Genomic DNA, 12,938 nt, shown 5'->3' with positions numbered 1-12,938 from the left:
GTCAATGCCAGAGGACGTACGCCAGCGCAACCGCCGCCACCAGCCCCACCAGGTCAGCCCACAGCGCGCAGGCCAGCGCGTGGCGCGTGTGCTTGACGCCGACGCTGCCAAAGTACACCGCCAGCACGTAGAAGGTGGTCTCGGTCGAGCCCTGGATGATGGCCGCCAGCCGCCCGGCGAATGACTCGACGCCGTGCGTCTGCAGCACGTCGATCATCAGTCCGCGCGCGCCCGCGCCTGACAGCACCTTCATCAGCCCCACGGGCAGCGCCGGCAGAAAGTCGGTGTTCAAGCCCAGCGCGGTCACCACAAGGCGCAGCGCGTCCAGCAGCATGTCCATGCAGCCGGCGGCGCGAAACCAGCCAATGGCCACCAGAATGGCGACCAGGTAGGGAACGATGTCCACGGCCACGCCAAAGCCCTGGCGTGCACCGTCGATGAAGGCGTCGTACGCATTGACGCGCCGCCACGCGGCCGCCACCACGAACAGCACGATGACCGCCAGAATGCTGGCCGCGCCCACGGTGCCGGCCCACAGCGCGGCCTGATCGGCCGGCAGGCGCGCCAGAAAGGCCACCAGCGCCAGCGGCAGGCCGGCGGCGGCGGCCAGCGTCAGCAGCGCGCGCGGGCGCCACAGCGGCAGGCGCTGGCGCACTGCCACGGCCAGCACGCCGGCCAGCAGCCCGGCCAGCGTGACCAGCAGCGTCGGCAAAAAAATGTCGGCCGCATTGAAGCCCGCGCCCAGTCCCTGGCGCAGCGCCACGCTCTGGCGGATCGCGATCACCGAGGTCGGAATCAGCGTCAGCCCGGCGGTGTTCATCACGACGAACATGATCTGCGCGTTGCTGGCCGTGCCTTCGCTCTCGCGGTTGAGTGTTTGCAGCTCGCGCATCGCGGTCAGACCCAGCGGCGTGGCAGCGTTGTCCAGCCCCAGCAGGTTGGCCGACAGGTTCATCGTCATCGCGCCCTGTGCCGGGTGGTCGGCCGGTACGCCCGGAAACAGGCGGCGAAACAGCGGCTGCGCCAGCCGCGCCAGCAGCTGCACCATGCCGGCCTGCTCGCCCACGCGCATCAGGCCAAGCCACAGCGCCATCACGCCGGCCAGGCCCAGCGAGATCTCGAAGCCGGCACGCGCGCTGTCGAAGCTGGCCGTCATCAGGGCCTGGAAGATCTGCGCGTCGCCCTGCCACCAGCGCCAGCAGGCGGTGGCAAAGGCGACCAGGAAGAAGGCCGACCAGATGCGGTTGAGCGCCATCGCGGTTCTGGGCGGTCGGGGGGCGTGTGGTTCAGGCTGTGCGTGCGGCGCGGCGCGCGCGCACCGCAGCAGCCAGGCCTTCGAGCACCGGCACCGTCTGCCCGAAGCTGATGCAGGCGTCGGTCACCGACACGCCGTGCGCCAGCGGCTTGCCGGCCACATGATCCTGGCGGCCCTCCTCCAGGTTGCTCTCGATCATCACGCCGGTGATGCGCGCATCGCCCGCCGAAATCTGCCCGGCAATGTCTTGCGCCACGACGATCTGGCGCGCGTGCTGCTTGCTGCTGTTGGCGTGCGAGCAGTCGATCATCACCTGCGGGCGCAGCCCCGACTTTTCCAGCAGCGCGCAGGCGGCCTGCACGTCGGCCGCGCTGTAGTTGGGCGCCTTGCCGCCGCGCAGAATGACGTGGCAGTCCTGGTTGCCGCGCGTCTCGAAGATCGCCGCCTGCCCCATCTTGGTCATGCCCATGAAGGCGTGGGGCGCCTGCGCCGACAGCATCGCGTCGACGGCCACCTTCACGCCGCCGTCGGTGCCGTTCTTGAAGCCCACCGGGCAGCTCAGGCCGCTGGCCAGCTGGCGGTGGCTCTGGCTCTCGGTGGTGCGTGCGCCAATCGCGCCCCAGCTCACCAGGTCGCTGATGTACTGCGGGCTGAGCAGATCCAGAAACTCGGTGCCCACCGGCAGGCCCAGCGCCAGCACGTCCAGCAGCAGCGCGCGGGCGCGCTCAAGCCCCTCGTTGATCGCGTAGCTGCCATCCATGCGCGGGTCGTTGATGTAGCCCTTCCAGCCGATCGTGGTGCGGGGCTTTTCAAAGTACACGCGCATCACGACCAGCAAATCCTGCGCCAGCGCATCGGCCTGGGCCTTGAGCCGGCGCGCGTACTCCATGGCCTGGCCATGGTCGTGGATGGAGCACGGCCCGACGACGACGATGAGCCGGTCGTCCTTGCCATGCAGCACGCGCGAGAGCGCGCGGCGGCTGGCCTCGACCAGGTCTTGCGCCGCGTCGGGCGCGGGCAGCCATTCTTCGAGGATGGCCGGGGTGATCAGGGGGCGCACCGTCTTGATGCGCAAGTCGTCGATGCGGGTGGTGTCCTGCGTGCGCGGGGCGCCTTGGGTGTGAAGCGTGGTCATGGGAAAAGAGTCGAGAGAAAAATCAGGAAGGGCGGCGCCTGTGGGCTGCGCGCGTCAAGGCCGGCGATACGCGGTTGCCTGGCGCGACCAGTACGGGCCGTCGAGCCGATCCACGCGCACCGTGCCGCCGCTGGACGGCGCGTGTACGAAGCGGCCCTGGCCGACGTAAATGCCCGCGTGCGTGGGCCTGCGCCCGCCAAAGACGACCAGGTCGCCGCTGCGCAACTCGCCTTGGTCGACGTCGAAGCCAAAGTCATTGAGTTGCGCCACGGTGCGCGGCGGCGCCAGCCCGGTGCGGCTGCGGTAGACGTAGCCAATCAGGCCGCTGCAGTCAAAACCACCGTCGGGCGTGTTGCCGCCCCAGCGGTAGGGCGTGCCCACCAGGCCCAGCGCGTGGATGGCGATGTCGCTGGCCTGCTCGCTCGACAGGCGCGAATACGCGGGTGCGGAGGTGCGCCGCGGCGGCGCGCTGGAGCAGGCGGCCAACACCAGCACGGGCGCCAGCGCCAGCCAGCGCCGCCGGGGTTGATCGATCTGTGGGGCCGCCATGGCGGGTGAGCTTAGCGTATCGACGGCAGCGTCAGCCATGCACGCGGCGCGCCCAATCCTCTACCTGGCCATGCTCCAGGCGCGCCTGCACCAGCTTCTCCCACGACGCGGGCAGGCGCAGCTGCGCCAGCTGCTGCAGCTGGGTGCGATCCAGCGCGTGGTGGTACAGCACGTCGACCACGCGCGTGAGCGGCCATTCAGGGTGAGGGCGCGCCACTAGCTCGATGGCATCGCCCGCCTGCAACTGCCCTTCTTGCAGTACGCGCCAGTACCAGCCAGTGCGCCCGGTGCGCTGCAGACGCAGCGCCATGTCGCGCTGGCCAAAGCGCACGTTCAGCTTCCAGCAGGGCTGGCGCAGCTGCGCCAGCTCAAGCAGCGTGCTGCCAATGCGCACCTGGTCGCCCCAGCACAGGCTGGCCTCGGTCACGCCGGTGCTCGCCAGGTTCTCGCCAAAGGCGCCTGGTTGCTGCAGCACCGGCAGCTCGCCCAGCTCGGCGCGCCACAGCGGGTAGTGCTCCTGCGCGTAGTGGTGTACCGCCTTGTCCGGCCCGCCGTGCACGCGCAAATTGCCTTGCTCGTCGCCCTCCAGCCCGAGCGCGCGTACGGCCACCGGGCCGGCCACCGGATGCTTGTCAATCGCGCTGCGGTCGCCGGCGCTGCCGTCCGGGCGCGGATAGGGTTGCACCGTGCCGCGCAGCACGGTGTGGATCTGGCCAATGACGCGGGCGGTAGAAGACATGGCGGTTGTGGTTGAGGGATTCACTCCGATTGGACGGCCAAAGTCGGTTGCAGCATGCGCGCCAGGGTCTTGGGCGTGCAGCGCTGCAGCTGCATCAGCTGAGCGTGGTCGGGCCAGGGCAGGCCGTAGCTGTCTTGCAGCCGCTGCTGCATCGCCGCCAGCAGCGCGGCGGCCATTTCGGCGTCGGCCAGCGCGCGGTGCGCGCGCCCCGGCCGCGGCAGGCCCAGGTGATCGGTCAAACGGCCCAGCTTGTGGCTGGGCGCGTCGGGGTAGATGCGCCGGCTCAGCAGCACCGTGCAGGCATACGGCTGGGACGCCGCGAGGCCCAGCAGCGCCAGCTCGGCCTGCCAGAACTTGCTGTCGAACGCCGCGTTGTGCGCCACCATCGGCGCGTCGCCGACAAAGCGTGCCGCCTCGCGCATCACCTGCGCCGCCGGCGGTGCCTCGCGCAGCATGGCGTTTGTGATGCCCGTCATCTCGGCAATGAAGCGCGGAATCGGCACGCCCGTGTACATCAGGCTGGCAAAGCGGTCGACCACCCGGCCCTGCTGCACCAGAACAATGCCCACCTCGGTCGCCCGCGCGCCGTGCGCGGGCGTCATGCCGGTGGTTTCAAAGTCGATGACGGCGATGGGGGAGGGCATGAGGAAAACGGTGGATGGTGAGTGGTATTTGGGGCGCAACAGGCTTGATTGTGAAGCCAGGCTCAATGCCTGCCGATATTGGTCAGATTTGAAGCTCCAACTGGTACAAGCAACAGGTTCGGAGCAACCATACGAAAAAATCGTACGGTTCAAACCTTCCCGGGAGACGATAAAAACTGGGAAGTGGCTCGCCAATGCGCTCTGCGACGCGACTACTGTTGAGGCTGCTGCCCCTCGCCCGCCGGCCCCTTTTCCCCGCTCTTGCGCGCCACGCGCTCCACCCGCGGTGCGGCCCAGGATCCGTCGATGCGAAACTCCTGGGTGGCCGCCTCGATGAGGGGGCCGCGCAGAAAGGCCTGGGCGAGAAAACTCCCCAGGCCGATCACCGGGTTGATGGCGGTGGCTACGAGCGAGGCGGTCATCGCGTTGATCTCGGGGACGATGACGACGTGCAGGTTCTGCGTCTCGTGCACCAGGTCGGCGCTGCCTTCCATCAGCACGGCGGCGTTCACGCCCTTCATCTGCAGGTTGTTGGTAGACGCCACGCCCTGTGCCACCCGGGCGTCGCCGCGCACGAAATCAAACGCAAAACCCTCGCTGAAGATGTCGCGAAAGTCCAGCGTCAGCCGCCGCGGCAGCGACTGCAGGCTGAGCACGCCCAGCAGCCGCGCCAGGCCGGGGTCGGCCTTCAGGAACTGGCCGGTCTGCACGTCCATGTGCAGCTGCCCGCCCATGCTGTGCGTGTCGGGCGACAGAGGCGAGCCCAGCCAGCCGATCTGCCCGTCGATCTTGCCGTGGCCCTTGCGCAGCACGCCGTCCATGCCCAGGCGGTCGAGCAGCGCGCCCGCATCGTCGATGTCCAGCGTGAAGGTGAGCACGGTGCGCCGCAGCGCCTGGGCGCCTGCGCCGCCGCTGCCCAGCAGCGCCCAGTTGCCGCGCGAGCTGAAGCGCGCCTCGGGCGTGCTCAGGTCAAAGCGTGTCAGCCGCCACTCGCGCTGCTGGTTGTCGGCCGTGTGGTTGTGCGCGTTGATGTGCAGCTGGCCCAGGCGCTTGCCATGCAGCGTGAAGTGTTCGACAACGATGTCCAGCCCGGGCAGATGGCTGGGCTGGCGCGGGTTGAGCAGCGCGTCCAGCGCCGCGTCGGTCGACTCGCTGCTGCTTTGCGCAATCTCCAGCCGCTGCAGCCGCGCGACCAACTGGCCCTGGGGCGTTTTGTCGTCGGGCATCTGGTAGTGCACGCTGCCCTGCAGCTCGCGCGCCTGCACCTGGGAGCGCCACAGCAAATCCTCGCGCGTCGCGCTCAGGCGCACGTCGTGCAACTGGCGCGCCTGGGTGCCCAGCCGGGGCGTCTGCAGCGTGATGGTCGTCGGCAGGTATTGCCGCGCTTCGTCGCCCAGCGCGGATGCGGGTGTGGCGGCAGCGGCGCCAGCGCTTGCGCTCGCGGGCGGCGCCAGCAGCGCGCTCCAGGCGTCAACGTCGATGGCCGGCAGCTCGGCGTGCGCCTGCACGCCGCGCGCGGGCAGTGGGCCGGTTGTGCCGGTGCCGATGTCCAGGCGCCCGGCAAGCACGCGTGCATCGTCGCCCTGCAGCGCGCGCAGCCACTGCAGCCGGCCCAGCGTGTCCAGGTCGACGGTCAGCAGGTCGGTCAGCGGCGTCTGCGCGCCGGCGGCGGCCGCGTCGCTCAGCTGGGTGCTCACGCGCACGCTCTGGCGCGTGTCGGCCGCCTTGCCCAGCGGCGCAGGCGCGTCCAGCGCCATGCCCTGCAGGTCGGTGGTGACGGTGATCTCGGGCTGGCCGCGGCGCACTCCAAGCGCTAGCGTGTAGGCGCTGCTGCCGCTGGCGTGCTGCGCAAGCTGGGCGACGATGGGCAGCTCGGGCGCTGCGCGCAGGCCCTCGGCGCTGGCCGTGCCACTGGCGCGCACCTGCACTTCGGGTGCGCCGTCCTTGGCCGTCTGCATGCCGCCCGACAGCTGCACCGGCCCGCCCAGTGCCTGGCCCTGGACGCCCGCCAGCGTGAAGCCGCCCTCGGTGAACTGCACCTGGCCGCGCGCGGCGCTGACCTTGGGCGCGGCCGGCACGAAGCGCACCTCGTTGCCCGCCAGCGTGACGCTGCCGCGCACCGTGGACTGCGCCAGCCGGTCGATGGGCAGCGTGAGCTGCAGGTCAAGCTGCGCCGCGCCGCTGGCCTGCGCCTGGTCGAGCGCGCCGTCGGTCAGCTGCGCGATGTGCGAGCCGCGCACCAGTGCCAGCATGTCGGCCAGCGGGCCGCGTACCTGGCCGTCCACCTCGACCACCGGGTGCTCCAGATCGGCAATGCGCGCCTGCAGCGGCTGCGCCTGCAGCTTGGTCTGGCCGGCAAAGCGGCCGCTGGCGTTTTTCACCTGCATTGCGGCGCCGTCGAACACCAGCGTGCCGGCCAGCTGCGTGAGCGCGGGCCAGGGCTTGTCGTCCGGCTCCAGCAGCGACGCGGGCACGTAGTCGTAGCGCACGCCCTCGACCTGCGCCTCGACGTGGAACTCGCCCGGTCCGTCGCCGGCGAACGGAAAGTTGGCCAGCGCGCCGCGCACGCGAAAGCGCGCCTGGCGCGCACGCCCCTGGCGCACCGCGTCGCGCACGTAGTGGCGCGCCTCTTGCGGCACGGCCAGCGGCAGGTAGCGGTGCACGCGCGCTCCGTTGGCGCGGCTCAGGCTGCCCGACAGGTCGAGTACGCCGGGCAGGCGCTGCCCGCCTTGGCCCGTCTTCCAGTTCAGCCGCGCCTGGCCCTGGGCGTCGGCATTGGCAAAGCGCAGGTCGTCGCTGCTCACCTCGATCTGTCCGCCCTGTATCTGCCAGCGCACGCCGGCGCTGAGCTGGTCGATGGCGATCACCGGGTCTTCGAACACGCCGGGCAGCGCCAGCGCGCCGTCGTCGACGTGCAGCTGTGCCTGGCCGCCGGCCTGCGTCAGGTCGAACTGCAGTTGCACGCCGCGCACGCCCGGCTGCTGCGGTTTGGGTTGTGCGACCGTGCCGGCGCTCGCACTCGCGCCCAGCGCCAGATCCTGCACGCGCCCGCGCGCCTGGTATTGCTGCGGCGCGTCCAGCGGGCCGTGCCAGCTGGCCCGCAGTTGGCGCATTACGCCCTGCGGCGCGGTGCGGCGCAGCAGCTGGTGCATGTCCTTCTGCAGCGGAATGCGCCGGCCTATGCGCGCCAGCACCGCCAGGTCCAGTCCGTCGGCCTGCAGCTCGCCGTGGGGCGACGCGGTGTTGGCCGCTGCGTAGCGCAGCTCAAGGTCGCCGCCGGGCCAGCGCAGGCCGTCGTCGGTGGTGAATTGCAGGTCGCGCGCAAACCACTGGCTCTCGGCCTCGCTCCACTGTCCGCCCACGCGCCCGCGCACGTCGCTGAGCACCAGCGGCTCCAGGTTCGGCGCCAGCGTCACGTCGACCTGCTGCAGCGCCAGGTCGGCGCTCACGCCGCCCAGCCGGCCGCGCTGCACGTCGGCCCAGGCGCGCAGTGCGCCCTGGCCCTGCGCCAGCGTCACCGGGCCCAGGTCGGCGTAGCGTCCCAGTTGCGCCAGATCCACCTGCGGAAAATGGCCATACAGCTGGCCGCTGGTGCTGCGCCAGGCCGGGCCGTGCAGTGCAATCAAAGGGTCGCGCAGCTGGGCCTGCAGCGTAAAGCGCGCGCCCCAGCCGGGTGGCGGCGTGGCGTCCAGGCGCAGCTGGTGCTGCCAGCCGCGGTTGCGCAGCACCAGCTGCACCTCGGTCAGCGCCAGCGGCGGCGCGCCGCGCAGCGCGTCGTGCCAGGTCAGCGCGCCGCCGGTGATCACCAGCTCGGTCTGCGCCAGCAGCCAGTCCAGCGCGGCGCTGTCGTCGCCGTCCTGCGGCGCGCCCACCTTCAGGCCGGCCATCCACAGGCTGGCGTCGGCGTGGCGCTCGACGCGCAATTGCGGGCGCTCGACGACCAGTTGCTCCAGCCCCAGGCGCAGCAGCGAGCGCGGCGACACCGTGGCCAGCACGCGCGGCAGCACCAGTGCCGCCTGGCCCTGCGCATCCAGCAGGGCCACGTCGCGTGCCTCGATTGTCGGAAACAGCCCGTGGCTGTACGCCCCCAGCGCGCCGAGCTGCACCGGCACGCCCAGTGCGCGGCTGGCGCGCTCCTGCAGCCACGGGCGAAGGTCGTCGATACGCGGCACAATCGCCGCGTGCAACACCAGCAGGCACGCCAGCAGCAATAACCACAAGCCCGCCACCATGCCCAGCAACCACCGCGCCGCACGGGCCACGAACACCAGCCGGCGTGAGGGTTGGGTAAAAAGAGCAGTCATGGCAGGGATGATGGGAGGCCGGCATTATGGCCCGCAGGCTGCAGCGCAGCCGCTGGCCGGCGGGTTGTGGCCGGTGGCGCGCGCCACGGCGATTCACTGACGGTTTCGAGATAGTTTCGAGCTTCCATGGTTTGTTCCCAATCCGCGGGTGATGCACCCACCCTGCCCGCCCCCTCCAGCCAAAGCCGCCTGTACCAGCGGCTGCAGCGCCGCTATGGCGCGCAGTGGCAGCTGCTGGCGCCGGGCGAGCCCACGCGCGAGCGCATGGCCGCCGCCGTCGACGCGCTGCAGGCCGGCGGCCATGACCTGGGCGGCGCGCTGCGCATACTGCGCCAGCTGGTGCTGGCGCGGCTGATCGAGCTGGACTGCGACCAGGGCGCGCCGCTTGCGGCGGTGACCGGCGCAATGACCGCGCTGGCCGAGTTGGCGCTCGACCGCGCCTGCGCCCAGGTGCGCGCAGAACTCGACGCCCACCACGGCGCGCCGCAGGACGCGCAGGGCCAGCCGGTGGCGCTGTGGATCGTCGGCATGGGCAAGCTGGGCGCGCGCGAGCTCAACGTCTCCAGCGACATCGACCTGATCTACGTCTACGCCAGTGATGGTGAGACCACCGGCCTGGCCAGTGGGCGCGGGCGGCTGTCCAACCACGAATACTTCGCCCGCGCGGCCCGCGCGCTGCACGCGCTGATCGGCGAGACCACCGAGCACGGCTTCGTCTTTCGCATGGACCTGGCGCTGCGCCCGCACGGCAACAGCGGCCCGCCGGCGCTGTCGCTGGCCGCGCTGGAGGACTACCTGCAGTCGCAGGGTCGCGAGTGGGAGCGCTTTGCCTGGCTCAAGAGCCGCGTCGTCGCGCCGCGGGCAAGCGTCGCCTCCAGCGAGGTGCAGGCGCTGCGCTCTGTGGTGCTGCCCTTCGTGTTTCGCCGCTACCTGGACTACAACGTGTTCGAGGCGCTGCGCGTGCTGCACCGCCAGATCCGCGAGCACGCGATGCGCAGAAGCGCCGGGCGCCCGGGCAGCGGCAACGACGTCAAGCTCTCGCGCGGCGGCATCCGCGAGATCGAATTCACCGTGCAGCTGCTGCAGGTGGTGCGCGGCGGGCAATTCCCCGAGCTGCGCTGCCGCCCCACGCTGGAGGCGCTGCAGCGCCTGGCGCGCGCCGGCCTGATGGAGCAGGACAAGGCGCAGCAGCTGGGCGACGCCTACACCTTTTTGCGCCGCGTCGAGCACCGCATCCAGTACCTGGACGACCAGCAGACCCACGTGCTGCCCACGCGCGACGACGACCTGGCCTGGATGGCCGCCACGCTGGGCCTGAGCAGCTGCGACTTGCTGCGCGAGCTCGACCACCATCGCGAAATCGTCGCGCAGGAGTTCGACACCCTGCTGGGCGGGCCCGAGCCGGGCAAGTGCAGCGGCAAGGGCTGTCGCAAGAACGGCAACGGCGACAGCACGTCCGCGCCCGACTTCGACGCGCTGCTGGCCGAGCTGCCCCCCGCCGTGGCCGAGCGCGTGGCCGCTTGGCGCGGCAACCCCCGCGTGCAGCAGCTGCGCGAGCAGGCGCGCGGGCGGCTCTTGCGCATCGTGGAGCGCACCGGCCAGTGGCTGGCACAGGGCCAGGCCAGCGAAGTGGCGGCGCTGCGCCTGATCGACTGGCTCGACACCCTGCTGCGTCGCGAAAGCTACCTGGCGCTGCTGCTGGAGCGCCCGCTGGCGCACCGCCACCTGCTGGACATCCTGGGTGCGGCGCGCTGGCCCGCGCGCTACCTGCACCAGCATCCGGGCGTGATCGACGAGCTGGCCAGCGGCGCGCTGCTGGCCGAGCGCTTCGACGCCGCCGCCTTCGAGCACGAGCTGGCGCTGCGCCTGCAGGCGCTGGCGTCCACCGGCGAGGACGACGACGAAAACCTGCTCGACCTGCTGCGCCGCGCCCACCACGCCGAGGTGTTTCGCACGCTGGCGCGCGACACCGAAGGGCGCATCAGCGTCGAGCAGGTGGCCGACGACCTGTCGCTGCTGGCCGACAGCGTGCTGCGCGTGACCAGCCAGTGGTGCTGGAGCCGGCTGAAGAAGCGCCACCGCGAGGACGCGCAGCTGGCCGTCATCGGCTACGGCAAGCTCGGCGGCAAGGAGCTGGGCTACGGCAGCGACCTGGACATCGTCTTCGTCTTCGACGACGACGACGAGCGCGCCCCCGAGGTCTACGCCGCCTTCGTGCGCAAGCTCATCAACTGGCTCACCGCCAAGACCGGCGAGGGCGATTTGTTCGAGATCGACACCGCGCTGCGCCCCAACGGCAGCTCCGGCCTGCTGGTCACCAGCTTTGATGCCTACGAGGACTACCAGCGCCAGCGCGGCAGCAACACCGCCTGGACCTGGGAGCACCAGGCCATGACGCGCGCGCGCTTCGTGCTCGGCAGTGATGCGTTGAATGCGCGCTTCGACGCGGTGCGCCAGGCCGTCATCACCGCGCCGCGCGACGCGGCGCTGCTCGCCGCCGAGATCATCGCCATGCGTGATCGCCTGCACCAGGCCCACCCGGTGCCGGCCGGGCAGTTCGACGTCAAGCACAGCCACGGCGGCATGGTCGACGTGGAATTTGCGGTGCAATACCTGGTGCTGCTGCACAGCAGCGAACACCCCGCGCTGCAGGACAACAAGGGCAACATCGCGCTGCTGCAACGCGCCGAGGCCGCCGGCCTGCTGCCCCTGGGCGTGGGCGAAGCGGCCGCCAGCGCCTACCGCAGCCTGCGCCACGTACAGCACCGCGCGCGCCTGAACGAAGAGCCCACGCGCATGCCGCAGGAGGAGCTGGCGGGCGAGCAGGCGGCGGTGCGCGCCCTGTGGCGGGCGGTTTTTGGCGCGTAAACGTAGCCGGGCTGCCCTGCATGAGATTTCTTCAGTACCCTGGGACGCGAGGGGTGGGTAAAACCCGGCGGCCATCCGCCTGCAAGCGACTGCGCGCGTTGCCATAATGGCCGTGGCCTCTCCCGCTGCGCGGGCTGCAGGCCCGCATACCCTCCATGCGTCGCAGTTGCAGGTCTGCACCGACGCCGCGCTGGGCCATCGGCATGCTTTTGCGGCACGGGCCATGGTTTCTGCCAGCGCGGTCGCCGCAACGCGCACGGCTTCATGGAACTCTATGTGCCAATCAATGCCGTTCCTTCACGGAAAGACCGTATGTCCTTTCTTGCATCTCTTGCGCCCATCGTGCGCGACACCATTGCCCCCGCCGCCGAGGCCACCGACCGCGAGGCGCGCTTTCCGCGCGCCGCGCTCGACGCGCTGGGCGCGGCCGGCCTGCTGGGCCTGACCAGCGCCCGCGAGGTTGGCGGCATGGGCCTGGGCCTGGCCGAGGCGGCCCAGGTCGTGCAGCGCATCGCCCAGGACTGCCCGTCGACCGCCATGGTGCTGACCATGCACTACGCCGGCACCGCGCTGATCGAGAAATACGGCCAGCAGGAGCTGCGCCGCGCGATTGCCGCGGGCCGCCACGTCACCACGCTTGCCTGGTCCGAGATCGGCTCGCGCAGCCACTTCTGGGCGCCGGTGGGCACGGCGCGGCGCGAAGGCGACGCGGTGGTGCTGGACGGCTTCAAGAGCATGGTCACCTCGGCCGTCGAAGCCGACTCCTACGTCTGGTCGTCGCGCCCCACGCAGGGTGAAGGCGCGTCCAGCCTCTGGGTGGTCGACAGCCGCCTGCCGGGCCTGGCGCGCACCGCGCCGTTCGACGGCATGGGCCTGCGCGGCAACGCCTCGGCCCCGGTCAAGGCCGAGGGCGTGCGCATTGCGCCCGGCTGCCTGCTGGGCGCGGACGGCGACGGCGCCACGCTGATGAACAACGATGAGATGCCGGTGTTCGCCACGCTGATCGCCTCGTGCTCCATAGGCATGATGGACGGCGCGCTTGCGCGTGCCACCGCCCACATCAGCAAGAACCGCTTTGCCGAGAGCGGCGGCAGCATCTCCGACCTGCCCACGGTGCGCGCCTACCTGGCGCGCGCAAAAATCCGCGCCGACCAGGCCCGCGTGCTGCGCGACGACACGCTGGCCGCCATGGCCGCCGGCCGCGCCGACACCGTGTTGCGCGTGCTGCAGGTCAAGGCCAGCGCCGCCGAGGCCGCGCTGGAGGTGACCGACACCGCAATGCGCATCTGCGGCGGCGCGGCGTTCCGCAAGGACGTCGGCATCGAGCGGCTGTTCCGCGACGCGCGGGCCGCGTCGATCATGGCGCCCACCTCGGACGTGCTCTACGACTTCATCGGCGCCGCGCTGTGCGATGCCGCAGCGCAACAAGACTGAAAGGATTCAA

The 12,938-nt window shown here is 71.0% G+C and carries 8 protein-coding genes; 2 read left to right on the top strand and 6 right to left on the bottom strand.

All coding sequences use genetic code 11. From position 1 onward, the window contains the following. Position 1: 1 nt before the first annotated feature. The 6 genes from ABD767_RS02575 to ABD767_RS02550 all read right to left on the bottom strand — a co-directional run bounded on the left by ABD767_RS02575 (position 2) and on the right by ABD767_RS02550 (position 8,626). A complete protein-coding gene (locus ABD767_RS02575; protein ID WP_103044040.1) occupies positions 2-1,255 on the bottom strand; it encodes a nucleoside recognition domain-containing protein in 1,254 nt (417 codons plus the stop codon). A 31-nt stretch (positions 1,256-1,286) separates the two neighbouring features. Then, the gene (locus ABD767_RS02570) at positions 1,287-2,390 is read right to left on the bottom strand and encodes a 3-deoxy-7-phosphoheptulonate synthase (protein WP_103044041.1); all 1,104 of its coding nucleotides are present in this window, start codon (positions 2,388-2,390) and stop codon (positions 1,287-1,289) included. Positions 2,391-2,444: 54 nt separating this feature from the next. Then, complete coding sequence (locus ABD767_RS02565) at positions 2,445-2,939, bottom strand: C40 family peptidase (protein WP_344868058.1); 495 nt, start codon at positions 2,937-2,939, stop codon at positions 2,445-2,447. A gap of 31 nt (positions 2,940-2,970) precedes the next feature. Next, positions 2,971-3,678: an MOSC domain-containing protein gene (locus ABD767_RS02560; protein ID WP_103044043.1), complete on the bottom strand. Its 708-nt coding sequence runs from the start codon at positions 3,676-3,678 to the stop codon at positions 2,971-2,973. A 20-nt stretch (positions 3,679-3,698) separates the two neighbouring features. Beyond that, positions 3,699-4,322, bottom strand: a complete 624-nt coding sequence (locus ABD767_RS02555) for an exonuclease domain-containing protein (RefSeq protein ID WP_103044044.1) — start codon at positions 4,320-4,322, stop codon at positions 3,699-3,701. Between the two features lie 212 nt (positions 4,323-4,534). After that, positions 4,535-8,626 (bottom strand): YhdP family protein, encoded by a 4,092-nt coding sequence (locus tag ABD767_RS02550; RefSeq protein ID WP_103044045.1) that lies wholly within the window; start codon positions 8,624-8,626, stop codon positions 4,535-4,537. 126 nt (positions 8,627-8,752) lie between these two features. Here ABD767_RS02550 and glnE point away from each other — a divergent pair, with 126 nt between their 5' ends. Together glnE and ABD767_RS02540 are read left to right on the top strand one after the other, a co-directional pair. Beyond that, complete coding sequence (gene glnE / locus ABD767_RS02545) at positions 8,753-11,494, top strand: bifunctional [glutamate--ammonia ligase]-adenylyl-L-tyrosine phosphorylase/[glutamate--ammonia-ligase] adenylyltransferase (protein WP_103044046.1); 2,742 nt, start codon at positions 8,753-8,755, stop codon at positions 11,492-11,494. Between the two features lie 312 nt (positions 11,495-11,806). Then, entirely contained in the window at positions 11,807-12,928 is a 1,122-nt protein-coding gene (locus ABD767_RS02540) for an acyl-CoA dehydrogenase family protein (RefSeq protein WP_103044047.1), read from the top strand. Positions 12,929-12,938: the final 10 nt, after the last annotated feature.

It is taken from the genome of Comamonas faecalis, assembly GCF_039538025.1.
In the GTDB taxonomy this organism is placed as follows: domain Bacteria; phylum Pseudomonadota; class Gammaproteobacteria; order Burkholderiales; family Burkholderiaceae_C; genus Comamonas_C; species Comamonas_C faecalis.
Note: the sequence above shows the minus strand (reverse complement) of the source record. Positions and strands in the feature narration are given on the sequence as shown.

What these genes read in the sequence shown, in the direction of transcription:
- ABD767_RS02575 (WP_103044040.1), bottom strand. Translation starts at nt 1,255, where the DNA reads ATGGCGCTCAACCGCATCTGGTCGGCCTTCTTCCTGGTCGCCTTTGCC.
- ABD767_RS02540 (WP_103044047.1), top strand. Translation starts at nt 11,807, where the DNA reads ATGTCCTTTCTTGCATCTCTTGCGCCCATCGTGCGCGACACCATTGCC.
- glnE (WP_103044046.1), top strand. Translation starts at nt 8,753, where the DNA reads ATGGTTTGTTCCCAATCCGCGGGTGATGCACCCACCCTGCCCGCCCCC.
- ABD767_RS02555 (WP_103044044.1), bottom strand. Translation starts at nt 4,322, where the DNA reads ATGCCCTCCCCCATCGCCGTCATCGACTTTGAAACCACCGGCATGACG.
- ABD767_RS02565 (WP_344868058.1), bottom strand. Translation starts at nt 2,939, where the DNA reads ATGGCGGCCCCACAGATCGATCAACCCCGGCGGCGCTGGCTGGCGCTG.
- ABD767_RS02550 (WP_103044045.1), bottom strand. Translation starts at nt 8,626, where the DNA reads ATGACTGCTCTTTTTACCCAACCCTCACGCCGGCTGGTGTTCGTGGCC.
- ABD767_RS02570 (WP_103044041.1), bottom strand. Translation starts at nt 2,390, where the DNA reads ATGACCACGCTTCACACCCAAGGCGCCCCGCGCACGCAGGACACCACC.
- ABD767_RS02560 (WP_103044043.1), bottom strand. Translation starts at nt 3,678, where the DNA reads ATGTCTTCTACCGCCCGCGTCATTGGCCAGATCCACACCGTGCTGCGC.